General features: G+C 63.0%; 26 protein-coding genes. 13 read left to right on the plus strand and 13 right to left on the minus strand.

Going from position 1 to position 25,380, the window contains the following annotated elements:
• Positions 1 to 246: a type II toxin-antitoxin system RelE/ParE family toxin gene (locus ACIQ2A_RS02130; protein ID WP_398475245.1), complete on the minus strand. Its 246-nt coding sequence runs from the start codon at positions 244 to 246 to the stop codon at positions 1 to 3.
• A gap of 205 nt (positions 247 to 451) precedes the next feature.
• On the opposite strand from ACIQ2A_RS02130, the gene ACIQ2A_RS02135 reads away from it, so the two are divergent.
• Positions 452 to 1,942 carry a DHA2 family efflux MFS transporter permease subunit gene (locus ACIQ2A_RS02135; RefSeq protein ID WP_398475247.1) on the plus strand — a complete coding sequence of 497 codons (1,491 nt, stop codon included), beginning with the start codon at positions 452 to 454 and terminating at the stop codon, positions 1,940 to 1,942.
• Here the strand turns inward: ACIQ2A_RS02135 and ACIQ2A_RS02140 are convergent.
• Together ACIQ2A_RS02140 and ACIQ2A_RS02145 are read right to left on the minus strand one after the other, a co-directional pair.
• Positions 1,939 to 2,643 carry an RlmE family RNA methyltransferase gene (locus ACIQ2A_RS02140; RefSeq protein ID WP_398475249.1) on the minus strand — a complete coding sequence of 235 codons (705 nt, stop codon included), beginning with the start codon at positions 2,641 to 2,643 and terminating at the stop codon, positions 1,939 to 1,941. The genes ACIQ2A_RS02135 and ACIQ2A_RS02140 overlap by 4 nt on opposite strands.
• Before the next feature lie 66 nt (positions 2,644 to 2,709).
• Complete coding sequence (locus tag ACIQ2A_RS02145; RefSeq protein WP_398475251.1) at positions 2,710 to 3,777, minus strand: Ppx/GppA phosphatase family protein; 1,068 nt, start codon at positions 3,775 to 3,777, stop codon at positions 2,710 to 2,712.
• A gap of 197 nt (positions 3,778 to 3,974) precedes the next feature.
• Here ACIQ2A_RS02145 and ACIQ2A_RS02150 point away from each other — a divergent pair, with 197 nt between their 5' ends.
• Complete coding sequence (locus ACIQ2A_RS02150; protein ID WP_398475253.1) at positions 3,975 to 6,344, plus strand: xanthine dehydrogenase family protein molybdopterin-binding subunit; 2,370 nt, start codon at positions 3,975 to 3,977, stop codon at positions 6,342 to 6,344.
• A gap of 861 nt (positions 6,345 to 7,205) precedes the next feature.
• Here the strand turns inward: ACIQ2A_RS02150 and ACIQ2A_RS02155 are convergent.
• From ACIQ2A_RS02155 to ACIQ2A_RS02170, 4 genes are all read right to left on the minus strand, one after another.
• Positions 7,206 to 7,427, minus strand: a complete 222-nt coding sequence (locus ACIQ2A_RS02155; protein WP_398475256.1) for a hypothetical protein — start codon at positions 7,425 to 7,427, stop codon at positions 7,206 to 7,208.
• 61 nt (positions 7,428 to 7,488) lie between these two features.
• Positions 7,489 to 7,710: a hypothetical protein gene (locus tag ACIQ2A_RS02160; RefSeq protein ID WP_398475258.1), complete on the minus strand. Its 222-nt coding sequence runs from the start codon at positions 7,708 to 7,710 to the stop codon at positions 7,489 to 7,491.
• A 609-nt stretch (positions 7,711 to 8,319) separates the two neighbouring features.
• The gene (locus ACIQ2A_RS02165; RefSeq protein WP_398475260.1) at positions 8,320 to 8,484 is read right to left on the minus strand and encodes a Flp family type IVb pilin; all 165 of its coding nucleotides are present in this window, start codon (positions 8,482 to 8,484) and stop codon (positions 8,320 to 8,322) included.
• A gap of 167 nt (positions 8,485 to 8,651) precedes the next feature.
• On the minus strand, positions 8,652 to 8,795 hold the full coding sequence (locus ACIQ2A_RS02170) for a hypothetical protein (RefSeq protein WP_398475262.1): 144 nt from the start codon (positions 8,793 to 8,795) through the stop codon (positions 8,652 to 8,654).
• Between the two features lie 161 nt (positions 8,796 to 8,956).
• Here ACIQ2A_RS02170 and ACIQ2A_RS02175 point away from each other — a divergent pair, with 161 nt between their 5' ends.
• Entirely contained in the window at positions 8,957 to 9,232 is a 276-nt protein-coding gene (locus tag ACIQ2A_RS02175) for a hypothetical protein (RefSeq protein WP_398475264.1), read from the plus strand.
• Positions 9,233 to 9,468: 236 nt separating this feature from the next.
• On the opposite strand, the gene ACIQ2A_RS02180 is transcribed toward ACIQ2A_RS02175, so the two are convergent.
• Together ACIQ2A_RS02180 and ACIQ2A_RS02185 are read right to left on the minus strand one after the other, a co-directional pair.
• Positions 9,469 to 9,876, minus strand: coding sequence for a hypothetical protein (locus tag ACIQ2A_RS02180; RefSeq protein WP_398475266.1), 408 nt, complete (start codon positions 9,874 to 9,876; stop codon positions 9,469 to 9,471).
• Positions 9,877 to 9,900: 24 nt separating this feature from the next.
• Positions 9,901 to 10,335: a hypothetical protein gene (locus ACIQ2A_RS02185; protein WP_398475268.1), complete on the minus strand. Its 435-nt coding sequence runs from the start codon at positions 10,333 to 10,335 to the stop codon at positions 9,901 to 9,903.
• Positions 10,336 to 10,559: 224 nt separating this feature from the next.
• Here ACIQ2A_RS02185 and ACIQ2A_RS02190 point away from each other — a divergent pair, with 224 nt between their 5' ends.
• A complete protein-coding gene (locus ACIQ2A_RS02190; protein WP_398475270.1) occupies positions 10,560 to 11,399 on the plus strand; it encodes a tetratricopeptide repeat protein in 840 nt (279 codons plus the stop codon).
• Between the two features lie 468 nt (positions 11,400 to 11,867).
• Here ACIQ2A_RS02190 and ldtR read toward each other — a convergent pair whose 3' ends face one another.
• From ldtR to ACIQ2A_RS02205, 3 genes are all read right to left on the minus strand, one after another.
• Positions 11,868 to 12,380 (minus strand): transcriptional regulator LdtR, encoded by a 513-nt coding sequence (gene ldtR, locus ACIQ2A_RS02195; RefSeq protein ID WP_398475272.1) that lies wholly within the window; start codon positions 12,378 to 12,380, stop codon positions 11,868 to 11,870.
• A gap of 541 nt (positions 12,381 to 12,921) precedes the next feature.
• The gene (locus ACIQ2A_RS02200) at positions 12,922 to 14,487 is read right to left on the minus strand and encodes an AMP-binding protein (protein WP_398475275.1); all 1,566 of its coding nucleotides are present in this window, start codon (positions 14,485 to 14,487) and stop codon (positions 12,922 to 12,924) included.
• Positions 14,488 to 14,588: 101 nt separating this feature from the next.
• Positions 14,589 to 15,050 (minus strand): DUF6163 family protein, encoded by a 462-nt coding sequence (locus ACIQ2A_RS02205; RefSeq protein WP_398475277.1) that lies wholly within the window; start codon positions 15,048 to 15,050, stop codon positions 14,589 to 14,591.
• Positions 15,051 to 15,266: 216 nt separating this feature from the next.
• On the opposite strand from ACIQ2A_RS02205, the gene hemB reads away from it, so the two are divergent.
• The 9 genes from hemB to ACIQ2A_RS02250 all read left to right on the plus strand — a co-directional run bounded on the left by hemB (position 15,267) and on the right by ACIQ2A_RS02250 (position 23,739).
• Positions 15,267 to 16,328: a porphobilinogen synthase gene (gene hemB / locus ACIQ2A_RS02210; RefSeq protein ID WP_398475279.1), complete on the plus strand. Its 1,062-nt coding sequence runs from the start codon at positions 15,267 to 15,269 to the stop codon at positions 16,326 to 16,328.
• A gap of 83 nt (positions 16,329 to 16,411) precedes the next feature.
• Positions 16,412 to 17,287, plus strand: coding sequence for a helix-turn-helix domain-containing protein (locus ACIQ2A_RS02215; RefSeq protein ID WP_398475281.1), 876 nt, complete (start codon positions 16,412 to 16,414; stop codon positions 17,285 to 17,287).
• Positions 17,288 to 17,359: 72 nt separating this feature from the next.
• On the plus strand, positions 17,360 to 18,172 hold the full coding sequence (locus ACIQ2A_RS02220) for an ABC transporter ATP-binding protein (protein WP_398475283.1): 813 nt from the start codon (positions 17,360 to 17,362) through the stop codon (positions 18,170 to 18,172).
• A gap of 11 nt (positions 18,173 to 18,183) precedes the next feature.
• On the plus strand, positions 18,184 to 18,972 hold the full coding sequence (locus ACIQ2A_RS02225) for an ABC transporter permease (RefSeq protein ID WP_398475285.1): 789 nt from the start codon (positions 18,184 to 18,186) through the stop codon (positions 18,970 to 18,972).
• Positions 18,973 to 19,019: 47 nt separating this feature from the next.
• Positions 19,020 to 20,057: an ABC transporter substrate-binding protein gene (locus tag ACIQ2A_RS02230; protein ID WP_398475287.1), complete on the plus strand. Its 1,038-nt coding sequence runs from the start codon at positions 19,020 to 19,022 to the stop codon at positions 20,055 to 20,057.
• 14 nt (positions 20,058 to 20,071) lie between these two features.
• Positions 20,072 to 20,947, plus strand: a complete 876-nt coding sequence (locus tag ACIQ2A_RS02235) for a PhzF family phenazine biosynthesis protein (protein ID WP_398475289.1) — start codon at positions 20,072 to 20,074, stop codon at positions 20,945 to 20,947.
• Positions 20,948 to 20,977: 30 nt separating this feature from the next.
• Positions 20,978 to 22,174, plus strand: coding sequence for a serine hydrolase domain-containing protein (locus ACIQ2A_RS02240; protein WP_398475291.1), 1,197 nt, complete (start codon positions 20,978 to 20,980; stop codon positions 22,172 to 22,174).
• 118 nt (positions 22,175 to 22,292) lie between these two features.
• The gene (locus ACIQ2A_RS02245) at positions 22,293 to 22,847 is read left to right on the plus strand and encodes an RDD family protein (protein ID WP_398475293.1); all 555 of its coding nucleotides are present in this window, start codon (positions 22,293 to 22,295) and stop codon (positions 22,845 to 22,847) included.
• A 115-nt stretch (positions 22,848 to 22,962) separates the two neighbouring features.
• The gene (locus ACIQ2A_RS02250; protein WP_398475295.1) at positions 22,963 to 23,739 is read left to right on the plus strand and encodes an arginyltransferase; all 777 of its coding nucleotides are present in this window, start codon (positions 22,963 to 22,965) and stop codon (positions 23,737 to 23,739) included.
• A 210-nt stretch (positions 23,740 to 23,949) separates the two neighbouring features.
• On the opposite strand, the gene ACIQ2A_RS02255 is transcribed toward ACIQ2A_RS02250, so the two are convergent.
• Positions 23,950 to 25,335, minus strand: coding sequence for an Nramp family divalent metal transporter (locus tag ACIQ2A_RS02255; protein ID WP_398475297.1), 1,386 nt, complete (start codon positions 25,333 to 25,335; stop codon positions 23,950 to 23,952).
• Positions 25,336 to 25,380 lie beyond the last annotated feature (45 nt).

The raw sequence follows: 25,380 nt of genomic DNA on the forward strand, positions 1-25,380 counted from the left end.
TCACCCGTAAATATCGCGACGATGCCCGACCGCATGGATCAGCACCGTGTCGTCGATCATCGTAAACAGCACACGCCAATCGCCAACGCGAAGCCGCATACCGGGAACGCCCTTCAGGGCTTTTATGTCGCCGGCTCCTGTTGCAGCCCATAACTGCAGCCGGGTGTCTATCTGTGCGCGCGCCGGCTTCGGCAGCTTGCGCCACTGCCGCGATGCTGCCGACGTGAAGGCGATTTGCTTCGCCAACGCCACCACCCAGATTTATTCGCAGAATGCGATCCCTCAGGCCAGGCGCATATTCGCATTATGCGATATGCATTGTCACGCAAGATTTAGAGGTGATGTTAGCGGCCCAGATGGCCCGCTCCCGGACATGGTGTTAAAGCGCGCTGACAAAGCTCAAGAAGAATCGACAGGAATCCGCACTGTCTGTCCGGGATACCGCTACCGCATGATGTCCAAGGAACGCCTGATCCCGCTGATCGTCGCCGCCGCCCTGTTCATGGAGAACATGGACTCCACGGTGATCGCGACCTCGCTGCCGGCCATCGCCGCTGATATCGGCACCAGCCCGCTGACGCTGAAGCTGGCGATTACGTCCTACCTGCTCTCGCTTGCCGTCTTCATTCCCGCCTCCGGCTGGACCGCCGACCGTTTTGGCGCCCGCACCGTGTTCTCGGTTGCCATTGGCGTGTTCATGATCGGCTCGATCGGCTGCGCCCTGTCGCAGAGCGTCACGCATTTCGTCATCGCGCGCATCATCCAGGGGCTCGGCGGCGCCATGATGACGCCGGTGGGACGGCTCGTCCTGGTGCGCTCCATCGACAAGGCCGGGCTCGTCAATGCGATGGCCTGGATGTCCGTGCCGGCGCTGATCGGTCCGGTGATCGGGCCGCCGCTCGGTGGCTTCATCACCACCTATGCATCGTGGCACTGGATCTTCCTGATCAATATCCCGATCGGCTTTCTCGGCATCTATCTGGCGCAGCGCTATATCGATCCGATCAAATCGGACAATCCCGAACGCTTCGACCTGCTCGGCCTCGTGCTGGCCGGCGTCGGCCTCGCCGGCATCGCCTTCGGTCTCTCGGTCGCGGGCCTCAATCTGCTGCCATGGGAAGTCATCACCGCGCTGCTGGTCATCGGCACGGTCTCGATGACGCTCTATCTCATCCATGCCAGGCGAACATCATCGCCGGTGCTGGATTTCTCGCTGATGCGCTATGCGACGCTGCGCGCGGCGATTATCGGCGGCTTCCTGTTCCGGCTTGGCATCGGTGCATTGCCGTTCCTGCTGCCGCTGATGATGCAGATCGGTTTCGGCCTGTCGCCATTCCAGTCCGGCATGGTCACCTTCGGTTCAGCCGTCGGCGCCATGGGCATGAAGACGCTGGCAACCCGCATCATCCGCGCGTTCGGCTTCCGCAATGTGATGACCGTCAACGCGATTGTCAGCTCGGTTTTCCTCGCGGTCTGCGCACTGTTCACGATCTCGACGCCGCTGACGCTGATCCTTCTGATCCTGCTCGTCGGCGGCTTCTTCCGCTCGCTCGAGTTCACCGCCATCAACACCGTCGCCTTTGCCGAGGTCGAGCCCGCGCAACTCAGCCGCGCGACCACCCTCACAGCAGTGGCGCAGCAATTATCGATCTCCGCCGGCGTCGCCATCGGCGCGTTCAGCGTGGAAAGCACCATGGTCTGGCGGGGAATGACAGAGTTGTCGGCCGGCGACTTCGCTCCGGCATTTCTCGTCGTGTCGCTGATCTCCGCGACCTCAGCCTGGTTCTTCTGGCAGATGCCCGCCGATGCGGGCGCTGAAATCTCCGGCCGCAAGGCCGTCGAGATCGCCAGCCGCAAAGGCGAGAAGAAAGGCGCGGAGCACGCCGCTGCGAAAGCTGCGAGCGAGACGACGGAAGATACGCGGGATCAGCGGCTGGGTTAGTCCTCAGCCTCGTCAGCGCCACCCGGCGTGCCGCGAAAGCCCATCGCGAGCACATAGCGCTCCGACGAATCCTTTCGGCTCGAGGCCGGCTTCACGTGCTTCACCGACGCAAAGTCGCGCTTGAGCTGTGTCATGAGCGTCGCATCGGCGCCGCTCTGGAACACTTTTGCGACGAAGGTACCGCCCGGCTTCAGCACATCGCACGCGAACGCTGCGGCGTCCTCGACGAGGCCGACGATGCGGAGCTGGTCGGTCTTGCGATGACCGGTCGTGTTGGCCGCCATATCGGACATCACCACATCGGCGAGACCGCCCATCATCTCTTTCAGCTTCGCCGGCGCGTCGGCATCGAGAAAATCCATTTGTGCGAAGGTGACACCGACGATCTCGGGCATTTCCAGAAGATCGATGGCGATCACCTGTCCGCGGCCTTCGGCCGAGCCGACCCGGCGGGCGGCGATCTGGCTCCAGCCGCCCGGGGCAGCGCCGAGATCGACCACGGAGATGCCCGGCTTCAGGAAGCGGTGCTTGTCGTCCATTTCGATGATCTTGTAGGCCGCCCGCGAGCGCAGGCCGTCTTTCTTGGCCTGCTGCACATAGGGGTCATTGAGCTGCCGCTCCAGCCAGAGCTTCGACGACAGTTTCATCCTGCCGGCGCTCTTGACCTGGACGCGCATGCGGCCGGTACTGTCTTTTGCCATCGGTAATTGCTTGCTTTCGGGTTTGGCGGCCCTCTTAGCACGGCCCGTCGCAAAAGCCGAACTGCGTTACGATGCCTTGATGACGCCGTCCTCGCGCATCATTTCCACCAGCATCCCCTCGCGCAACCCGCGATCGGCGACGCGGAGGCGCGGCAACGGGAACACGGCGCGGATGGCATCGAGGATGGCGCAGCCGCACAGGACCAGATCGGCGCGATCGGGGCCGATGCACTGGTTGGCCGCTCGTTCGGCGTAGCTCAGGCCCATCAGCTTCACGATGGTCGCATCGAGTTCGGCATTGTCGAGCCAGATGCCGTCGATGCGGCGACGGTCGTAGCGCAGCAGGCCCTGATGGATGCCGGCCAAAGTCGTCACCGTGCCAGAGGTGCCGAGCAGATGCATGCCGTCGAGATCGACGCCGTGCTCGGCCGCGAAGGGCGCGACGTGCTGGGCGACCTCGGCGATCATGAGATCGTAGGACTCGCGGGTGACATTCTTGCCGCCGAATTTTTCAGCCAGCGTGACCACGCCGAGCGGGATCGACATCCATGCCTTGATCAGCGGCCGGCCATTGGGATCGGCGGCATCGCGCTCGATCCGCACCAGTTCGGACGAGCCGCCGCCGATATCGAACAGGATCGCGCCGCGGCCTTTCGGATCGATCAGCGGCGAGCAGCCGATCACGGCGAGACCGGCTTCGGTTTCGCGGTCGATGATCTCCAGCGTAATCCCTGTCGCCTCGGCCACGCGGCTGAGGAATTCATCGGAATTCGACGCGGCGCGACACGCTTCCGTTGCGATCAGACGCAGCCGCGTCGCGTTGCGGGCGCGGATCTTGTCGCGGCAAATCGACAGCGCGGCAACAGCGCGATTGATCGCGGCATCGGAGATGACACCCGATGTCGAGACGCCCTCGCCGAGGCGGATGATCCGCGAAAACGAATCGATCACGCGAAAGCTGTCGCCGGTGGGGGCGGCGATCAGCAGACGGCAATTGTTGGTGCCGAGATCGAGCGCGGCATAGACGGCCGGATTGACTGCATCGCTCGCGCGCGCAGCCACCACGGCCCCCTGCTCCGTTCCCGGCACGTCATTCGGCTCCAGCGAGGGGCGGAGCCGCGTGGTGTCATCCATTCAATCGGTCTTTCCGCGGCTTGTGGCCGGCATGGAAACCATTCTCACGGAAACTTTAGCAGGGCACGGGATTGGCGCAACCTTCGCACCCGCGCCATGCCCAATCGGACGTTGTGACCGCCGCGCGGGCGTCCTATCTGAGGTGATCGCCAGGACCGCAAGTCCGGCGCCGTATCGACAGTCAAATGGACGTCCCCATGCAGGATTTTACCGGCTCCCGCGACAATTCCATCGCCATGCAGAAATACGGGGTCGGTCAGCCCGTCCGGCGCAAGGAGGACGACACGCTGGTGCGCGGCCAGGGCCGCTATACCGACGATCTTCATTTGCCTGGCCAGCTCTATGCCTGGGTGGTCCGCAGCCCGCATGCCCATGGCGTGATCCGCAAGATCGACACCGAGGCCGCCAAGGCGATGCCCGGCGTGCGCGGCATCTGGACCGGCGCCGATATTGCTGCGGCCGACTACAAGCCCTTCACCGTCGGCCTCCCGATGAAAAGCCGCGATGGCTCGCCGCTGCTGCAGACCAATCGCCAGGCGCTGATGACCGATCGCGTCCGCTATGTCGGCGATCCCATCGCCTTCGTCGTCGCGGAGACACTCGCGCAGGCGCGCGATGCCGGCGAAGCCGTCGAGCTCGACATCGAGCCACTGCCCGCCGTGACCTCTGCCGAGGACGCGACCAAGCCGGGCGCACCGCAGCTCTATGAGCACATCCCGAACAATGTCGCGCTCGATTATCACTATGGCGACACCGACGCGATCGATGCGGCCTTCGCCTCGGCTGCGCATGTGACGAAACTCGACATCGAGAACACCCGCGTGGCCGTCGTCTCGATGGAGCCACGCTGTGCGCTGGCATCGTTCGACAGGGAGACCGAGCGCTACATCCTGCAGGTGCCGACCCAGGGCGTCGCCGGCAATCGCGCCACGCTGGCGCGCCACATGAATGTGCCCGCCGAGAAGATGCGCATCCTCACCGGCAATGTCGGCGGCTCCTTCGGCATGAAGAATGTGAGCTACCCCGAATATATCTGCCTGCTGCATGCGGCAAAGGCGCTGGGCAAGCCGGTGAAATGGCTGGATGAACGCTCATCCAGTTTCCTCTCCGACAGCCAGGGCCGCGCGCAACAGATTCATGCGGAGCTGGCACTCGACAAGGACGGCAAGTTTCTCGCCGCACGCCTGTCCGGCTACGGCAATCTCGGCGCCTATATCACCGGCGTGTCGCCATTGCCGCTATCGATCAATGTCGGCAAGAACCTGCCGAGCGTCTATCGCACGCCCCTGGTCGGGGTCGACATCAAATGCGTGGTCACCAACACGACCCTGATGGGCGCCTATCGCGGCGCCGGACGGCCCGAAGCGAACTATTTCATGGAGCGCCTGATCGACCGCGCGGCGGACGAGATGGGCATCGACCGGCTCACGCTGCGCAAGCGCAATTTCATCAAGCCATCGCAACTGCCTTTTGCGGCGGCGTCGGGCGTCACCTATGACAGCGGCGATTTCCAGGGCGTGTTCGACAAGGCGCTGGCGATTTCCGATCATGCCGGCTTTGCCAAACGCAAGCGCGAGGCGAAGAAGCAAGGCAAGCTGCGCGGCATCGCCGTCGGCTCCTATCTCGAAGTCACCGCACCGCCCTCGCCCGAACTCGGCAAGGTCACGTTCGACCCGGACGGCACCGTGACCATCACCACGGGCACACTGGATTACGGCCAGGGCCATGCGACGCCGTTTGCGCAGGTGCTGTCGGAGCGGCTCGGCGTGCCCTTCGATGCGATCCGGCTGCAGCAGAATGACAGCGATCTCGTGCGCACGGGCAATGGCACCGGCGGCTCGCGTTCGATCACCGCATCGGGCCAGGCGATCGTCGAGGCGTCGGATCTCGTCATCGCCAAGGGCAAGGTTGCTGCCGCACATCTGATGGAAGCGTCCGAGGCCGATATGGAATTCGAGGATGGCCGCTTCACCATTGCCGGCACCGATCGCTCCATCGACATCATGGAGCTGGCGCAGCGGATGCGCGACGGCAAGCTGCCCGAAGGCGCCCCGGAGACGCTCGATGTGGATCACGCCAGCGAGGGCCCGCCATCGACCTTCCCCAATGGCTGCCATGTGGCGGAAGTGGAGATCGATCCGGACACCGGCGTGCTGACCATCGTGCGCTACAGCGCGGTGAATGATTTCGGCACCATCGTCAACCCGATGATCGTTGCCGGCCAATTGCATGGCGGCGTCGCGCAGGGCATCGGCCAGGCGCTGATGGAGAAGGTCAGCTACGACAGTTCGGGCCAGCCGATCACCGGCTCCTTCATGGACTATGCGCTGCCACGCGCCGGCGACATTCCGCTGATGGCCATCGGCGATCATCCGTCGCCCGCCAAGACCAATCCGCTCGGCACCAAGGGCTGTGGCGAAGCCGGATGCGCCGGAAGTCTCGCGACCGTCGTCAACGCGGTGGTCGATGCGTTGAGTGCGTATGGCGTGACGCATCTCGACATGCCGCTGACATCGGAACGCATCTGGCGTGCGATCCAGGATGGAAAGACAGCCGAGGTGGCGTAAGGCGCTTTCTTTTCCCTCCCCAGAGCGCAGCGACTGGGGAGGGTGGATCGATGCGAGCGTTCAGCGAGCATCAAGACGGGTGGGGTCTATCCCCACGCTCGGTTCGTCGTGGGGATAGACCCCACCCGGCGCTACGCGCCACCCTCCCCGCTGCGCCGCTCCGCGGCTTGAGGGAGGGAAACCATACGCTCCTGCGCGCTACTTCCGGATCAACCTGTCAAACAGCCACGCTCTCGCAATCTCGCGGCGCTTGCGCGTCCGAGGTGTGAGCCGTTCTCCCCCCGAAACATGAGGGGAGGTGGCACGCCGCAAGGCGCGTTTGAGTGGACTTGACGCTGCCCGTGCAAGCTGGATCGCCAGCAAGCCCGAGCCGCGCAACGCCTTACGGCGCGCCACCGCGACGTCTTGCTGGTCGAAGGACCGTTCTTCCGGGTACTGGGCACTTCCCATAAGGAAGCCATCCGACGGATTTCTCCGCCTTCGCCCGCACCACGTCCAGCCGCGTTAGCGGCAGGGCCCCGTAGTGGGCCCGGACGGTGACCCCCGACCACCCGAGTGCAGGAGGTACGTCCTCCCCTGCCCGCAGGCGCCGCATCTTGTCCCACTCAAAGACGCCTCATGAGAGCGCCCCTCGTGAACAAGACAAACGGGATAATGGTGAGGATGGGAATTTTGTCAAGAACAAAGAAAGAACACGCATTCGCAACTCTAGGGCGGATCAGCGGAGTGTGATCCGCCGGCCGAGCTGATGTGAGGAAGAACGGCGGATGACGGCTACGCCTTATCCGCCCTACGGCTCCTCGCAAAAAAGCCGGCCGGCGGTTCGTCCGCACGGCCGGCTTTCAAAACTCAACGCAACGCTTACAGGCCGGTATAGCCCGCCTTGACCGGATCATTGCTGCCGTCGCGCTCGCGCAGATAGGTCAGGCCGCAGACCGTGAGACGCTGCATGTCGGTCTCGCCGCCATCGAACAGCGACTGCACATATTCAGTGACCTTGACGCGCGCGTCTTCGCTCGCGGCTTCAGCGCGATTGGCCATTAGATTGTAGGTCTGCATGATACGGTCGATGGCAATTTGCATGTCGTCTTTCCCCTTAGACATGGTTTTAGTCAGACTTGGTTTCGCTAGACATCGGACGCGCCTAGTGCGGCGCGGCCTGGAATTGGGCTATCGCCCGATTGGCAAGGCGGAGCTTGTTGCCCTCGCCGCGATGAAACGCCTGCACGATGATTTCGAGCAGCCGGTCATTGGTGACATACGTGTCCGGGATGGCGCCGGAGCGCCGCAGGAAATTGGCCGCGATCGCATAGGCATCGCCCACGGCCTCGACATTCATCACTTTCAGACCGCGTTCGACCAGCATGGCTCGATCTCCGATGATGTGGAGATAAGTTGACTGGTGGAACTTGGTTCCATGACGGGGAATCTATTTCGGAAATGGGGCGGGAGGGAGTCATTGCGAGGTGAGCAATGAGGCGCCGCGAGCTTTCTTATCAAGATTTCTCAATCTGACTTAGCCAACCATAGAAACAGCGCAGCAAGTGCAAGCCCTGGAAGTCCGAACCAGACTGCGACGACAGTCACAACGTCAATGGTGAGGGGGCTTCTTGACTCCCAAAGAAACAGCCCAATGAGAAGCCAGGGGCCGAGACAGAAAAACGCTGCCAATAGATATCCACGCTGGTTCATCGGCATTCCGATCGCTGCCTCAACGTAGTGAACTCGCGTTATTTCAGTGCCGTAGATCAAAACATGCTTGCATTGTTATGCGGCAAACTCCGCCGATGGGTTTCGCTTCGGCGCTGCGCGCCTGCGCTCTACCCATCCTACAGTTCACGCATCTCCAAAAACAAAAAGGCGCCCTGAGAAGGCGCCTTTCATGTTCAGTGCAGCCTCATGGCTACTCCAAAAAATTGACCCACGCGACGGCTCCATATGGCAGAGCCTTCGCATCCCCAGCCACGGGCAGATCTTACTTCAGCGACGTGTTGAGCGTCGTGAACTTGGTGTTGAGCGTGCTGCCGAGACCATTCACGGCGGCAATGATCGCAAGTGCGATGCCGGCGGCGATCAGACCGTATTCGATGGCGGTGGCGCCACGTTCGTCCTTCAGAAAACGTCCAAATGAAACCAACAAAGTGCTCTCCCAGGTGCTGAAAATGAAACCGGAACCGCCGGTTCCATTTTGAGGAACCTGCCCAAAAGCCCTTAAAATTTTACCAATTGCGTTCGCTTTTGGCCAAGAAAATCGGAATCGCGCGCCGTAGACGCAAATATCGGACGAAAACGGCATATGGACCGCCATCAGCCTCCGAACAGAATGCCCAGCAGGTAAGGAAGGCTCACGGTGACGAGGAGCAGCGCGATGATGCCGAGCACCATGCCATCCCCCTCTTCCGCGCGTCCGGGTGGCTTCGGGCCGATCCATCTGAGAATGTCGCGCCACACATCGGCACCCGATCACCTTGCTGCTCTGCGCGCGCGACGAAGGAATTCGTTTTGCGTCGCGGCGTCTTTGCAAAAGATAATTGCTGCAGACTGGTTAAGTTCAGGAACGTCGCCATCAATGCGGGATTGTCGCAGCGATCCGCAACCGATGGAGATAACCGATGAAGAAGCTTCTGATCGGCGCAGCCTGCGCCCTCATGCTGTCGTCCACTTTCGCAGCCGCACAGTCCAGCCAGGGTAAAGGTGGTGCTGCGATGACCGGCGAGTCCGCAGACCAGACCAAGACGCCCGGTGCAGGCATGGCGCCCGCCAACCAGAACAAGGGCACCATGAGCAAGGACAATATGGGCACCAGCGGCATGTCGAACAGCAAGAACATGGGCGGCGCCAACAAGAATGGCGACGGCCAGATGACCAAAGGCGGCATGAACAAGTAACGACGAGAGAAGGCCGCACCACGTGTGCGGCCTTTTCTTGCTGATGCAATCATCCCTGGCCGAAGATCGCCCAGATCACAAAGGTCAGCGCGCCCGCGCACAGCACGGCGACGATTGCTGCAAGCAACTCGTTTTCCCTGCTTTCGTCTTCGCCGTCGAATTTCAACGCGATCACCCTTTGCACGAGTGAACGCGGCGGTGAAAGCGTAGTTCCGCTGGCACTGCCGGAGCGCTGACTAGCCTTCCGCGGCGCGATGCGTCGGCCCCTGCCGAAAGCGATTGATGATCTGCAATGCCGCCCATGGTCCGAGCACCGTGAGAAGCGCCATCGCGGCATAGAGCAGATATTTTGCCGGATTGGTCGATGAGGCGAGCGAGCCGTCGAGGCGAAGGAGTGGCAAGGCCGCTCCCATCAGCATGCCCTCGATGATGATCGCGACAAGTCCGCCAAGGAGGGCCGTGACGAGATTGACGATCCATCCGAGCGGGCCGCGCTGGTTCGCCCACGCCTCGTAAATGCCGACAGCGAGGATGATGACGAACGAGATCATCAGCATGCCCATCGGGCCACCGACGCTCGATCTGGTGCCGAGCAGATCCAGCAAAATCATCGCCACCACGGCGCCGAGTGCAATCATCTTCATGGCAAGACCCTTTGGGTAAAGCGATTAGTCGCGCCCGGCATGGCCGGGTTCAATGCGCCCGGCGTCGCCGCCGTGCGGCGCAGACCCGACCAGCCACGAACAGATGGCCGCGGGCAGTCCCCATACCGGCCCGACATACCACCACACCTCGGCATAGCGCTGCATCAGCTCCGGCCCGCCGCTCTCGATGGTGAGGAGCAACAGCAGCCCGGCGGCCATGGCAAAGCCCGCCAGGAAACAGACGAGCGCGCGCCAGCGCCGATGCGACAGTCGGCGATCGATGGCCGCCGTGGCCCAGAGCGGCAACAGCGCGAAGACGAAGCAAACCATGAAAGAGGCCGGCCAATAGCGATCGTCCTCGAACACGGGTGCCGGACGGTTCACGATGGTGAGGCAGGCGATGCAATAGAGCCAGCTGAGAATTGGCCCGACCAGAAAGAATATGCGGTTGCGAGTCATGTCGGCGTCTCGGCGATCTGCTGCCGCGTTTGTCGCGATACGTCGCGTGACGTTCAAATCATGCGCTATCGTCTTCAACTTCTGCACTCAGATGCAGCGCCATGAGCGCCTCCCCTCGCTGCTGATGAACCATTTGATCTGCGCCCAGACCAAGGACACATGAGCGCTCGCATGGCGACCGGCCATCCCCTGCTGCTCGCATCAACATGCGGAGACATACTCACATGCGCTTGTCCACATCCCGGCTGCTCGCAGGCATGGCCGTCGTTCTGTTCGCCGGCTTGCCGCATACAGCTGCCGCCGACGAATGGACCTCCTGCGTCAAACTATCGGATAGCCTCGCTATCGCTGGCTGCACGCGCGCCATCGAGTCACAACAATATACGGGGCGCAGCCTCGCGCGGATGCATACGCGCCGCGGCGACGCCTATCGGGCGCAAGGCGATTTCGACCGCGCGATGGTGGAATTCAACGACGCGATGCGGATCGACCCCACCTATTCGTCGGCCTACAACAATCGCGGCAATGCCTGGTATCACAAGGGCGATCATGACCGGGCCATCGCGGATTATAACGAGGCGATCCAGCGCAATGCGAAATATGCCCTCGCTTACGCCAACCGCGCCGCCGCCTGGGCTGGCAAAGGCGACTTCGACCGCGCCATCGCGGATTTCGACACCGCGATCCAGATCGATCCGAAAGATGCCGATGCCTGGTATGGCCGCGGCCTCGCCTGGAATAAGAAGGACGACAACGACCGCGCGATCGCGGACTACACTCAATCGCTGCAGCTCGATCCGAAATCCGCGCGCACTTATGTGAACCGCGGCACCGCCTGGGGCGAAAAAGGCGATCTCGACCGCGCCATCGCAGACTTCGGTCAGGCCATCCGCCTCGATCCGAAACTTGCACTGGCCTATTACAATCGCGGCATGGCGCTGGAGATGAAACATCGCCTGCAAGCGGCCCTGGCCGACTTCCGGATCCACGCGCAACTTGCGCCGTCCGATCCGAGTGGCCAGAGCGCGCTGAAGCGCGTGTCGGCGGAGTTGAAAGTGAAGTGACGGGCGCTGACATCGCGTGACGCCGGAATGCTGAACATGATCAGACTGCACCTCCGGCAATCGTCTTGCCACCGTGTTGACGCGAGACTTGCCACGTGGCGGGCCTGGGGCATCGGTGCCTGATCACGCGGAGAACACGGCATGCGCAAACGGAGCGGAGGCGGCTCGGCATCGACCTATCCGCGCTCGACCCATCCTGCATCTGCGTTTCTCCCAAAAGAAAAAAGGCGCCCGTTTCTGGGCGCCTTTGTCGTTGTCAGTGCCGTCTGCATCTTGCGTGCATTTCGGCGTTGCTTTCGGAGGGCAAAATTCCGTTAGCGGCAGTGTCGACTTGGAGGGTCGAAGTAAACTCAGAGGCGTAGGATGGGTTGAGCGAAGCGACAACCCATGCTGTCTGTCGATTGCGGCAAGCTCCGCCGATGGGTTGTCGCGCCGGCCTGCGGCCAACGCTTAACCCATCCTACAAGATCACAGGCGATACAGGATCTGGTCGGTCCAGAAGCGCTCGAGGCGGTGCAGCGACTTATTGAGGGTCGCAAATTCCTCGTTCGAGATGCCGCCGACCTGCTCCACCGTCTTCACATGCTTGGCGTAGAGCGCCTCGACGATGTGGCGGATTTCCTGGCCCTGCGAGGTCAGGCGGATGCGGACCGAGCGACGATCGACGCGCGAACGCTGGTGATCGAGGAAGCCGAGCTCGACAAGCTTCTTCAGATTGTAGGAGACGTTGGAGCCGAGATAGTAGCCGCGGGTGCGCAGCTCGCCGGCGGTCAATTCCTTGTCGCCGATATTGTATAGCAGCAGTGCCTGCACCGAATTGATGTCGGCACGACCGCGACGATCGAATTCGTCCTTGATGACGTCGAGCAGGCGGCGATGCAGACGCTCGACCAGCGTGAGCGCTTCCAGATAGAGCGGCTGAACCGGCGCCTGGCCGGGAACGAGATCGACGCTTTCCACCGTCGCAACGGACTTGATCATGACACTACCCCTGCTGTCGTTTTTATCGACTTATTCGACGAAACTTGTGTCTCGTCTGATAGGCCCAACTTAAGCGGCGGCTTTGAAGAAGCGCCTAAAAAAGACGATAAAGAGAACATGAATTTGCGAGGGTAAATCGTCGATTAAGTCTACAAAAACAGGGCTTTTTGCAGTTTTTGATTCACGATGAAGGGGCGATGTTGCCATCATGTTCGCGCGTGTGTCCGGATGCGGGACAGGATCGTTCAAATGCGAAAGATTGGGGTAAGATTCCTCACCGGGCCGTTAGGGTGACTCAGAGGTTACCGGGGTTAATGGGAATAAATTTCTTCGATTTTTAGCGATCGGGAACGCCGGGCATAGCCTGCGGCCATCCTTCGAGACGCGGCCTGAGAAGGCCGCTCCTCAGGATGAGGGGAGAGTTTTGGGCGGGCTCAGCAGAAGACCCTCTCGCCTGAACGCAATTGCGTTCAGGCTGGGTGAGGAGCGCGCAAAGCGCGCGTCTCGAACCATGCAGGCCCAGCACGATCCTCGCGATGACTTACGCCACGCCCCTCGCCTGCCCGCCCCAATAGGGCGCACGCAGCGCCTTGCGATCGATCTTGCCGAGGCCGGTCACCGGAATCTCTGCCACGAAGTCGATGCTCTTCGGCGACCACGGCGCGCCGCGCTTGTCTTTCACATGCGTCTGCAATTCTTCCACCGAATTGTTCGCGCCGTTCTTCAGCACGACAAAGGCCTTCACCGCCTCGCCCCACTTCGCATCGGGAATGCCGATCACCGCAGCGGACGCCACCGCATGATGCGCCATCAAGGCGTCTTCGACTTCGCGGGGATAGATGTTGAAACCGCCGGAGATGATCATGTCCTTGGTGCGATCGACGATATAGAAGAAGCCGTCGGCGTCTTTCACAGCGACATCGCCGGTGTGCAGCCAGCCACCACGGAAAACTTCTTCAGTGGCATCCGGCCGCTTCCAGTAGCCATCCATCACCAGCGAACCGCGCACGCAGATCTCGCCGGGCTGCCCTGTCGCGACCTCGTTGAGATCGGCGTCGAGCAGTTTCACTTCCACCATCGGGTTGGCTCGGCCGCAGGAGCCGAGACGGCCAGGCTTGGAATCGTCGTGATCGATCTTGCGCATGGTGGTGATGATCTGCGGCGCTTCGGTCTGGCCGTAGAGCTGCACGAACACATTGCCGAAGATGCGCACGCCCTCGCGCAGGCGATCCGGCGACATCGGTGCTGCGCCATAGACGATCATGTCGAGCGATGACGTGTCGTATTTCCTGCGGATGTCCTCGGCATCGATCAGCGCATAGATCAGCGTCGGCACCAGGAAGGTGGCGGTGATCTTTTCCTCATGCACCACCCGCAGATAGGTCTCGGCATCAAAGCCCTGCACGAGGCGCGTAAAGCCGCCGCGCAGCATCACCGGGAAGATGGTGATGCCCGCCGCATGGCTGATCGGCGTCGCGGCGAGATAGCGGATGTCGCGCGGCCAGTCCCAGTCGGCGATGATCGCCAGGCACATGGCGACGACCACGCGATGCGGGTTCATCACGCCCTTGGAACGGCCGGTGGTGCCGCCGGTATAAGAGAGCCAGCAGATGTCATCCACATGGCTCTCGTCGACCAGCGGCTCGGGTTTGATGGCGGGCAGCTCTTTGAGGAGATCCCGCACGCCCTCCACGGCGCCGAACGAATAGAGATGCTTGAGGCCGCTCACGCGCGCCTTCAGCGCCTTGCCGCGCTCGGCGAATTTGCCGCCCTCCACGATCAGCACATCGATCTCGGCGTCTTCGACGATGAAGGCCTGATCGTCCTCGGCGGCCATGGGATGCAGCGGGGTGTAGCGGATGCCCATGATGGCGGCGGCGGAGATGGCGGCCCAGGTCTCGGCGCGGTTGCCGGAGAGCACCGACAGGCCGCTGGTCTTGGTCAGGCCGAGGTTGCGGAACAGGCCGATGAAGCGCGCGACCACATCGCCATAGTCGCGATAGGTCCAGCGCGAGGTGCCGTCCGCAATGGCGGGCTGGTCGGCATAGCGGGCGATGGCGCTGACGAGAAGGCTGCCGACGGTGCCGCCGGAACGAAGATGGCTCACTGGTTTCTCCCTTTGATGCGAGACCGTCTTTGCGGTCTTCGCTTCGTCTTGGCTGTCATTCCGGGTTCGCGCGACGACGCGCGCCCCGGAATGACGATATCCTATGGCGGCCGCTCCCGCGCAGCCATCCATGCCAGCGCAAGATAGGCGGCCAGAAACGCAGCCTGGACGCCGACCACAATGAGATTGCCGCCATAGATGGTGGGGAACATCAGCTCGATCACCGCCATGGAGACCACGGTGGTGAGCCAGACCACGGCGCCCCAGGGCGTCGCCAGCCAGAGGCCGACGGCACTGACCAGCTCGATGACGGCGAAATAGACGGTGGCCGACTGCCAGGCCATGGACTGGGCTTCAAAGGCCTCGTCCTCGGTGCCGATGAAGCCGGTGACCTGCGCCCAGTGATAGAGGCCCGTCAGCATGGAGACGACCGCCATGACCCGCAGGAACAGCACCAGGCGGCGGGTCCAGACGTTTTCATCGCTCTCGATGCGCTCGGACGAGATCGCGGCCACGGAAATGGCGTGATCGCGCGAGGCGTCGCGGGGTGTCGGGTCAGACATGCGTTGCCTCGGGCGACAAGGCCCGGCCGTTGAGATGGAACAAGGTGTTTGGCCGATTCATGGGGCTTTTTGTGGCCTGCCCGGCCGGCGAAAGCAATGCGTGGGCGCCCCGCCCATGCACAGGCCTGCAGTGACGCGGCGATGCGAAAATGCTAGAGTTGGAACAAGTCCAGGTTGCAGAGCCGCAGATCAAGCGGTGGTTCAGGAGACGGTATCATGGCGATCAAGTTCGGGCGGCCCATCGAATTGCGCGACGCTGCGCCCCGCTCGTCCGTCTATGACGCCCCCTCGCTCGGTCTCTCCACCCGCCTGCGCCGCAACCGCAAGAGCGAATGGGCGCGCCGGCTGGTGCGCGAAAACACCGTCACCACCGACGACCTGATCTGGCCGCTGTTCGTGGTCGAGGGCGACAATGCGCGCACGCCGATCGCATCGATGCCCGGCGTCGAGCGCCTCACCGTGGATCAGGTGGTCCGCGACGCCGAGCGCGCCGTAAAACTTGATATCCCCTGCATCGCGCTGTTCCCCTACACCGATCCGACGCTGCGCGACGAAACCGGCTCCGAGGCCTGGAACGGCAACAATCTGGTCTGCCAGTCGGTGCGCGCCATCAAGAAGGAATTCCCGGATCTCGGCGTGCTCTGCGATGTCGCGCTCGATCCGTATACGAGCCATGGCCATGACGGCCTGCTGCAGAACGGCCGCATCCTCAATGACGAGACCGTGGCCGTGCTGGTGCGTCAGGCGCTGGTGCAGGCGGAAGCCGGCTGCGATGTCATCGCGCCGTCGGACATGATGGACGGCCGCGTCGGCGCCATCCGCGAGGCGCTGGACGACGCCGGTTTCGGCGATGTGCAGATCATGGCCTATGCCGCGAAATACGCGTCGGCCTTCTATGGCCCGTTCCGCGACGCCATCGGCTCGGCCAAGACGCTGAATGGCGACAAGCGCACCTATCAGATGGACTCGGCCAATTCCGACGAGGCGATCCGCGAGGTTGAGCTCGATCTGGCTGAAGGCGCCGACATGGTGATGGTGAAGCCGGGCATGCCCTATCTCGACATCATCCGCCGGGTGAAGGACACGTTTGCGGTGCCGACCTTCGCCTATCAGGTGTCGGGCGAATACGCGATGATCATGGGCGCCATCAACAATGGCTGGCTCGACCGCGATCGCGTGATCATGGAGAGCCTGGTGGCCTTCAAGCGCGCCGGCGCCGATGGCGTGCTGACATATTTCGCGCCGGAAGCGGCGGAGCGGATCCGCGCGGGGCGGTAAGTGCCGGTATCTGCCCGATGCATAAGCAACAGGCTGCCGCATACGCTTGCTTGCCAAACGGGCGTCAGTTGCTACGCTGACTGATGCTCCGGTCCATCCAGACACTTCGCGATACGTCCACCGACGCCCGCATTCTTGCGGCGGACGGCGACCAGCTCGCTTTGGTCGGCGGCGGCGACGACTATTACATGCCGTGGCACTGGCATGACTGCCTGATGATCCTGCTGCCGCGGGTCGGCGCCGTCGATTTCCGCGACGAGACCCGATCGGCCGGCACCTGGCTCAGCGAAGACCGCTTCGTCGTGGTGCCGCAGACGCTGTCGCACCAGACCGCTGCACGGCGGACCGGCCATGATCATCTGGCCATCTATGCCACCGACGATCAGCTGACCGGCATCGAAGCGCGGTTGGGCTCCCTGAGCCGCATCCGGGCCCGGCTCGGCACGCCCACCTTCTTTGCGACATCGCCGGAGATGCGCACCCTGCTCGGCCTGTGCCAGGCCTGCACGCCCGCGGATGTCGCCGCGCAATCTGTCCGCGCCCATATGGTGGCCGCGCTGCTGATCCACTGCCTCAGCCAGATCGAACGCGGCGAACAGCTTTCGGCCTCGACTCCGGCCACCCATGGCGATGCGCTGGTCTCCGAGGTGAAGTCCTACATCGCGAACAATCTGGCCGGCGACCTGTCGCTCGACCTGATCGCCGACGCTTTCGGCTTGTCGCGCCGCCATGTCACCCGTTTGTTTCGCGACAAGACCGGCATGACCATCGGCGAGTTTCACGATCACGAACGCCTCGACCGCGCGCGCGACCTGCTTCGCACCACCGATCTGCCGGTCGGCGAAGTCGCCTGGCGGGTCGGCCTCGACTCCGGCTCGGCCCTCGCCCGGCTGATGCGGCGCGTCGCCGGCGTCTCGCCGACCGACGCCCGCAAGATGGCCCGATCCGACACGCATTAAGGCCCGCCGGGTCGCGCAGACAGACCGGCCGTTCCCCTACTCTCCAGCGATGGACAGGAGAGGATGAGCGGGATGGCGGATGTTCGGCCCGACGATTTCATCGTGTTTTCGGACGTCACCAAGACGTTCCAGACCGGCACGCAGAGCTATACGGCGATCCGCGACGTTACGCTGTCGATGAAGCGTGGCGATATCACGATGCTGCTCGGGCCGTCGGGATGCGGCAAGTCCACGCTGCTGAACATGACCGCGGGGCTCATCAGCGCCAGCAAGGGCCGCGTGAGCTATGGCGGAACTGAGGTCAGCGGCTTGAATGGCAAGGTCGCCTATATGACGCAGCAGGATCACCTGCTGCCGTGGCGCACCGTTGCCGGCAACGTGTCCGTCCCACTCGAAGTCGCCGGGCTTCCGAAACGCCAGTGCGAAGCGCGTGTCGCAGAATTGCTCGCGCTTGTCGGCCTGAAGGATTTTGCCACATCCTATCCGAACCAGATCTCGGGCGGCATGCGCAAGCGCTGCGCGCTGGCGCGGCTGCTCGCGGCCGAACGCGAGACGCTGCTGCTCGACGAGCCGTTCGGCGCACTCGATGCGCAATTACGGCTGACTCTGCAGGCAGAGCTGCTGCGCATCTGCCGCAAGCTCAATCTGACGGTGATGTTCGTGACCCACGACATCGAGGAAGCCGCAGCCCTCGGCGACCGATGCGCGGTGTTCCAGGGGCGCCCGGGCACGATCGCAAAAGTGTTCGACAATCCGCTGCCGAAGGACCGCGATCTCGCGCGCCTGCGCTTCGATCCGCGCCATCACGCCTTCACCAACGAGCTGTGGGCGATGCTCACGCCTGATCTGTCGGCCGCGCCGGCCGAGCTTCAGGCATCGGCGTAAGGAGCACGACGATGGAAACGCAACTGTCTTTTCGATCGATCATGCTCGCGCGGATCGCGCTGCTGGTGGCCCTGCTGCTGATCTGGCAATTCGGATCAGTGTGGTCCGGCAGCGAGTTCTATGTCTCGACGCCATCCGAAATCGCGCAGAGTTTCTGGCAGGTCCTGCGCAGCGGCGAACTGCTGTTCCACGCCTCGATCACCACCATCGAGGCGTTGAGCGGTTTCCTGATCGGCGGCAGTGCCGGCGTGCTGGTCGGTCTCGTGCTCGGGCGATCCCGCATCCTCGCCGATATCCTCGATCCGTTTCTCACCGCCATCTACAGCCTGCCGAAAGTGGCGCTGGCGCCGCTGTTCGTGTTGTGGCTCGGCATCGGCATCGAGATGAAGATCGTGCTGGCCGCGGTTACCGTATTCTTCCTGGTGTTCCTCAACACCTATACGGGCGTGCGCAGTGTCAGCCGCGAGCAGCTCACCGTCATCCGCCTGATGGGCGCCTCCGAACATCAGTTGATGACCAAACTGGTGCTGCCCTCCGCCATCACCTGGGTGTTTGCCGGGCTGCGGCTGTCGGTGCCCTATGCGCTGATCGGCGCCATCGTCGGCGAGATCATCGCCTCGAACCGTGGCCTCGGTTACCTCATCTCCAACGCCGCCTCCAAATTCGATACGCCCGGTGTCTTCGCTGCGCTGATCGCTATCGTCGTGCTGACGATGCTGCTGAATCTTGCGGTGAAGATTCTCGAACGCGTGCTGATGCCGTGGAAAGCGGCCGAGGAGCATCGCGAAGTCACCGTCTGATCCATCGTCCATCCAGCAACGTCCACTTCACGCATCGGGAGACACGCATGCAGTTTTCACGACGACAGGCGATCGCGCTCGCAGGCCTCGGCGCCACCGGCTTCCTCGCCTCGCCGGCCATCGCGCAGTCCCGGCAGAAGGTCATCCTCGGCCAACCCAGCGAAGGCTTCATCTATCTGCCGATCTATGTGGCGCGCACCAAGGGCTTCTTCGAACAGGAAGGCCTCGATGCCGAGGTCATCACCTTCTCCAAGGGCGGCGCGGAAGCGCTCGCGGCCGTGCTGGGCGGACAGTCGCAGATCTATGTCGGCAGCCCCGGCGTCCAGCTCCGCGCGCAGGAGAAGAAGCAGCCCGTGCAGACCTTTGCGGCAGTGCAGACGCAGTTCGGATCGGACCTGGTGCTGTCGGCGGATGCTGCCAAGAAGATCGATCTCGCGAACCTGAAAGACCCGAAGGCCAAGGCTGCTGCACTAAAGGGCCTGACGATTGCGGTGGCAGGTCCCGGCAGCCTCACCGATCTGATGGTTCGCCACATCGCCGTCTATGGCGGCCTCAATCCCGACCGCGACATGACGATCACGCCGATCGGCGGCGGCAGCAGCATGCTGGCGGCATTCGGCCAGAAGCGCATCGACGGCTACGCGCTCTCGGCGCCGACATCGACGACGGGCATCGAGCGCTTCGGCGGCGCCATGCTGTACGATTTCGCGCGCGGCGAATATCCGCCCTTTGCCGACATCCTGTTCTACACGCTGATCGCCCGCAATGACTGGATCACCGGCAAGCCGGAGCTCGCGCAGAAGGTCGTGCGCGGATTGTGGAAGGGCCTTCGCTACATGAAGTCCAATCCGGACGAGGCGCGCGAGGCGGTGCGGCCGTTCTTTGCCCAGGTACCGCAGGCCGAATTCGATCTCGCCTGGAAACTGACGCTGCCCTCATTCCGTGATAATCCGCGGATCGAGGAAGCCGGCATGAAGAAGAACTATGCCTTCCTCGCCGAGGCGGAGCAGAAACCCGTGACCGTTCCCATCGCAGACTCCTATACCAATGCCGTCGTCGATACCGTCGCGCCGTCGATGAAGTAAGCAGGATATTTTTTATGACCGACGTCAAGCTCGTCAACGTGTTCACGCATCAGGGCGCGGGCGGCAATCCGTGCCCCATCGTGGTCGATGCCTCCGCCCTCGCCCCGTCAGACATGCAGCGCATCGCGGCTGACTACGGCCATGAGTCCGGCTTCGTGCTGCCGGCCACGGGCGGCGATGCGGATTATACGTTCCGTTTCTGGGTGCCACGCCATGAGATGGAAATGTGCGGCCACGCCACCATCGGTGCGCTATGGACCATGGCGACGCTGGGGCAGTTGCGATCGCATCAGGTCCGTATCGAGACCCGCAGTGGGCCGGTCACCGGGTTCGTCGATATGGCAAATGCTGCGGATCCCTATGTCGAGATCACCCAGCCGGTCGGAAAGGTCGTCGATCTCACACAGGCGCAGGAAGATGCCGTGCTGTCGGCCTTGCGGATCACCCGCAGCGATCTGCTCGACCTGCCGATGCAGAATGCCGTGACGTCGCGCGTCAAGACGCTGATCCCGATGAAGAGCGTGGCGCGGCTGAACGATCTGCAGACGATCATGCCGACCACCGAAGCGTGTTGCGAGAGCATCGGCTCCACCGGCCTCTATCCCTACGCCGTCGACAGCGAGAGCGAGCGCCGGTTCGAGGCGCGGCAGTTTCCGAAATCGTCGGGCTATCCCGAAGATGCCGCAACAGGCATCGCAGCGGCTGCGCTTGCCTTCGGGCTGCTGAAGAACGGGCTCGTCACGCCCGACAGCACGCGCATCACCATTCTGCAGGGACGTCCCCTCGGCGCCCTGTCCGAAATCGGTGTGCGTCTCGGCTTTGCCGACGAAGCGCCCGTGGGTTGCCTCGTCGGCGGGACGACGCAACTGGCAGACCCCAAGCAGCACTAACCGCTCAGGCCAAACAGACGAGACGCCATCATGTCAGGCAATGCATCATCATCCGCCTTCGAAGCCGCCTATGGATTTGCGCGCAGCGATGTCCGCCTCTCCAACTGGCGACAGGCGCCGTGGAATGTTTGGGCGTTCCGCCATGTCTCCGAACTCATCCCGACCGCGCGGATCGCAGCCACGCCGGGACTGACGGAGGATGCCGTCGTCGATCCCCGCGATCTCCTTCGCCTGCCGCTCCCGGTCGGCGGCGACAACATGACGATCGCGGATGGCTTGCGCAGCACGTTTACTGATGCGCTCGTCGTGATGAAATCCGGCCGCGTGATTGCCGATTATCACGCACCGAATTTCACCCTGCAGTCGCGGCATATCCTGTTTTCGTCCAGCAAATCGGTCACCGCTGTCGTCGCCGGCATCGTGCATAACGACGGCCTGATCGACCTCGATGCGCCCGTGCCGACATACGTTCCCGAACTCGGCTCATCCGCCTATGCGGATGCCCGCATCCGCGATGTCCTCGACATGCGCGTGAGTCTCGATTTCTCGGAAACCTATCAGGACCCCCGCGGCGATTTTGCGCGCTATCGCCGCGCCGGCCTGCTGGAGCCGGCGGTGCCCGGCGACACGCCGGATTCGCTCATCCCCTTCCTGGCCTCGCTGCAGAAGGGACCCGGCGATCACGGCGGGCCGTTTCACTACTGCTCGCCCAATTCGGATGTGCTGGGCCTCGTGATCGAACGCGCCACCGGCCAGCGCTTCAACGATTTTGTCTCCGAGCGCCTGTGGCAACCGATCGGCGCGCGGCAGGATGCCTATATCACGGTGGATGCCACCGGCCTCGCCCGCACCGGCGGCGGCTTCTGCATGGCGCCGCGCGACTTCGCCCGGATCGGCGAATTGATGCGGCTGGGCGGCACGCTGGATGGACGCCGCATTCTCTCCGACAACTGGGTGGAGGATACGATCGCGCATGGTTCACCCGAAGCCTGGCGCGCGGGTCCGGGCGTGGAATGGCTGCCCGAGGGCCGCTACAGCAACAAATGGTACCAGACCGGCAATGCCAATAGCGCCTTCTTCACGCTCGGCATCCATGGGCAGATGCTCTATGTGGACCCGGTTGCGGAACTGACCGTCGCCAAATTCTCGTCGCAGCCGGAGCCGGTGAACAACGATCTCAAGCGGCTGAATTTGGCGCTGTTTGACGCACTGGCGAAGCAAGCCTGACCAGTCATTCCGGGTTCGCGTCTTCGACGCGCCCCGGAATGACTGGCGGGGGCTCGCACTCTTGCACCCTCTCCCGATCATCACCACGTGATCAGTTGTGATGAGGGAGGAGCCATCCATGTCCGACACCGGTCCGCGCTACGGCAGCCAGCAGGGTGACACCTGGCGCAGCAATGGTGCGCCGCCGCGCACGCATGCGTTCGATCCCTATGCGCAGCCCGACCTGTTCCGCGGCGTGCTGGCGCGGCGCGTCGTGGCGTTCCTGATCGACGTGGTGGTGATCTCGATCCCGATCATTCTTGCTGTGATCTTCATCTCGGTGTTCGGGCTCGTGACCTTCGGCCTCGGCTGGGGCCTGTTTTGGCTGATCTCGCCGGCCACGGTGATCTGGCTCATCGTGTATTACGGCATGTCGCTGGGCGGACCGCATTCCGCCACCTGGGGCATGCGGATGATGGACCTGCAGATGCGCACCTTCTCCGGCACGCCCGGCTATTTCGTGCTGGGCTGCGCGCATGCGGTCCTGTTCTGGGCCTCGGTGTCGCTGCTGACGCCGCTGGTGCTGATCGTGGCCCTGCTCAATGGCCGCCGGCAGTTGCTGCATGACCTGGTGCTTGGAACCGTGGTGGTGAATGCCTCCGTGGCGCGGGCGCAGGTTGGCTACGCCGGCTGAATTTGACATCGATCAATCCGCCGGCGGGATTTTTTAAAGACTCGGCAAATTCATTGACCGTTAGCCCGGTCGGCGCAATGTTATGTCGAACTGCTTCGGAGCCGAAACACGACCCGTGACCCAGCACTCCCGCGACACCCCGCAATTCTACCTGACGGCGCCGTCGCCCTGCCCGTATCTGGCCGGCCGACAGGAGCGCAAGGTCTTTACGCATCTGGTGGGCGAGAAGGCCGGCGATCTCAATGACCTCCTGACCCATGGCGGCTTCCGCCGCAGCCAGTCGATCGCGTACCGACCGGCCTGCGACCAGTGCCGCGCCTGCGTCTCGGTGCGGGTGATTGCCGATGAATTCAAGCCGTCGCGAAACTTCCGCAAGGTGCAGGCGCGCAATGCCGATGTGATCGGCGAGCAGCGCAACGCGGTGCCGACCTCCGAACAGTATTCCGTCTTCCGCGCCTATCTCGACCAGCGCCACCGCATGGGCGGCATGGCCGACATGACGGTGCTGGACTACGCAATGATGGTGGAGGACTCCCATGTGGAAACCCGCATCATCGAATATCGCCGCCGCGGTCCCGACAGCGGCATCACCGGTCGTGGCGAAGACCTGCTGGCGGTGGCGCTCACCGATGTGCTCAGCGACGGGCTGTCGATGGTCTATTCGTTCTTCGAGCCCGGCGAGGAAGCCCGCTCGCTCGGCACCTTCATGATCCTCGATCACATCGGACGCGCGAAGAAGATGGGCCTGCCTTACGTCTATCTCGGCTACTGGATCGAGGGATCCAAGAAGATGGACTACAAGGGCCGCTATCTGCCGCAACAGCGGCTGGCGCCGTCAGGCTGGCTCCGCGTGGATGAGAATGGCGAGATGGTGGGCGAGCCGCAGGAGTAGTCCTCCGCCCTCATCCTGAAAGTCTGTCTCATAAAGCGATGGGGTATTTTTGGCTGGACTTGCTCGGGACAGTAATCCCAGCTCGCTTCTCCGTCCCTCATCCTGAGGAGCCGCGCAGCGGCGTCTCGAAGGATGGCCACGAGCTCGGAGCCGAGCAATCTCATGGTTCGAGACGCGGCTTACAGCCGCTCCTCACCATGAGGGGCGGAGTTACGCAAAGAAGAAATCCACCACCAGCTTTACATTCAGCGCGATGATCACAACGGCCGTGATCGCCGCCAGCGCCGTGACCCAGCGTGGCGCGATGAACGGGCCCATCTTGCGCTTGCTCGCGGTGAACAACACCAGCGGCACCACGGCGAATGGCAGCTGCAAGCTCAGCACCACCTGGCTGAGAATGAGCAACTGGCCCGTGCCCTTCTCGCCATACCAGATCGTCACCACCACCGCCGGCACGATGGCGATCATGCGGGTGATCATGCGGCGCAGCCAGGGCGGCATCTTCAGCCGCAAAAAGCCTTCCATCACGATCTGGCCGGACAGCGTCGCCGTGATGGTCGAGTTCAGGCCGCAGCAGAGCAGCGCGATCGCGAACAAAGTCGGCGCGAGGCTCGAGCCGAGCAGCGGCGCCAGGAAGGCGTGCGCCTGATCGAGTTCGGCCACATCGGTCTTGCCGGATTTGTGGAAGGTCGCAGCAGCGAGGATCAGGATCGAGGCATTGATGGTCAAGGCGAGACACAGCGCGATGGTCGAATCCCAGGTCGAAAGCTTGATCGCTTCCTTGCGCTCCGCGACGCTTGCGCCATAGCCGCGCGTCTGTACGAGACCGGAATGCAGATAGAGATTATGCGGCATCACCGTCGCGCCCAGAATGCCGAGGGCGAGGAACAGCATCTCCTTGTTGGCGACGATCTCGGTGGTCGGCGCGAAGCCGCGGATCACCTGCCCCCAATCGGGATCGGCCATGGCGATCTGGATGGCGAAACAGGCGGCGATGACGCCGAGCAGCGTGACGACAAAGGCCTCGATCCAGCGAAAGCCATAGGCCTGCAGCGCGAGGATGAGAAACACATCGGCCGCGGTGATGATAACGCCGATCTCGAGCGGAATGCCGAACAGGAGATTGAGGCCGATGGCGGTGCCGATGACTTCGGCAAGATCGGTGGCAGTGATCGCGATCTCCGCCGAGATCCACAGCAGCCAGGCCACAGGCTTCGGATAGGCGTCGCGGCAGGCCTGGGCGAGATCCCTGCCCGCGCCGACACCAAGCCGCGAACACAGCGACTGCAGCACGATCGCCATCAGGTTGGAGACCAGCGCCACGGTGAGCAGCGCGTAACCGAACTTGGAGCCGCCGGCGAGCGAGGTGGCCCAGTTGCCGGGGTCCATATAGCCGACGGCGACGAGATAGCCGGGGCCGAGAAACGCCACCAGCTTGCGCCAGAACGAGCCGTTTTTCACGATCCGCACCGAGCCGAACATGCCCGCCAGCGACGGATCGCCCCCGCTCGTCCGCCAGCCCGGCAGATCGACGGCCGGCGCGGAGGTGGCGGGGTTCAATGGTTCAGCAGCGACGGCAGGCGATTTGGCATCCATTTCAGCAGGATGGCCGAAAACGCCGCTTATTGCAACTCACTTGCA

It is taken from the genome of Tardiphaga sp., from assembly GCF_044336785.1.
In the GTDB taxonomy this organism is placed as follows: domain Bacteria; phylum Pseudomonadota; class Alphaproteobacteria; order Rhizobiales; family Xanthobacteraceae; genus Tardiphaga.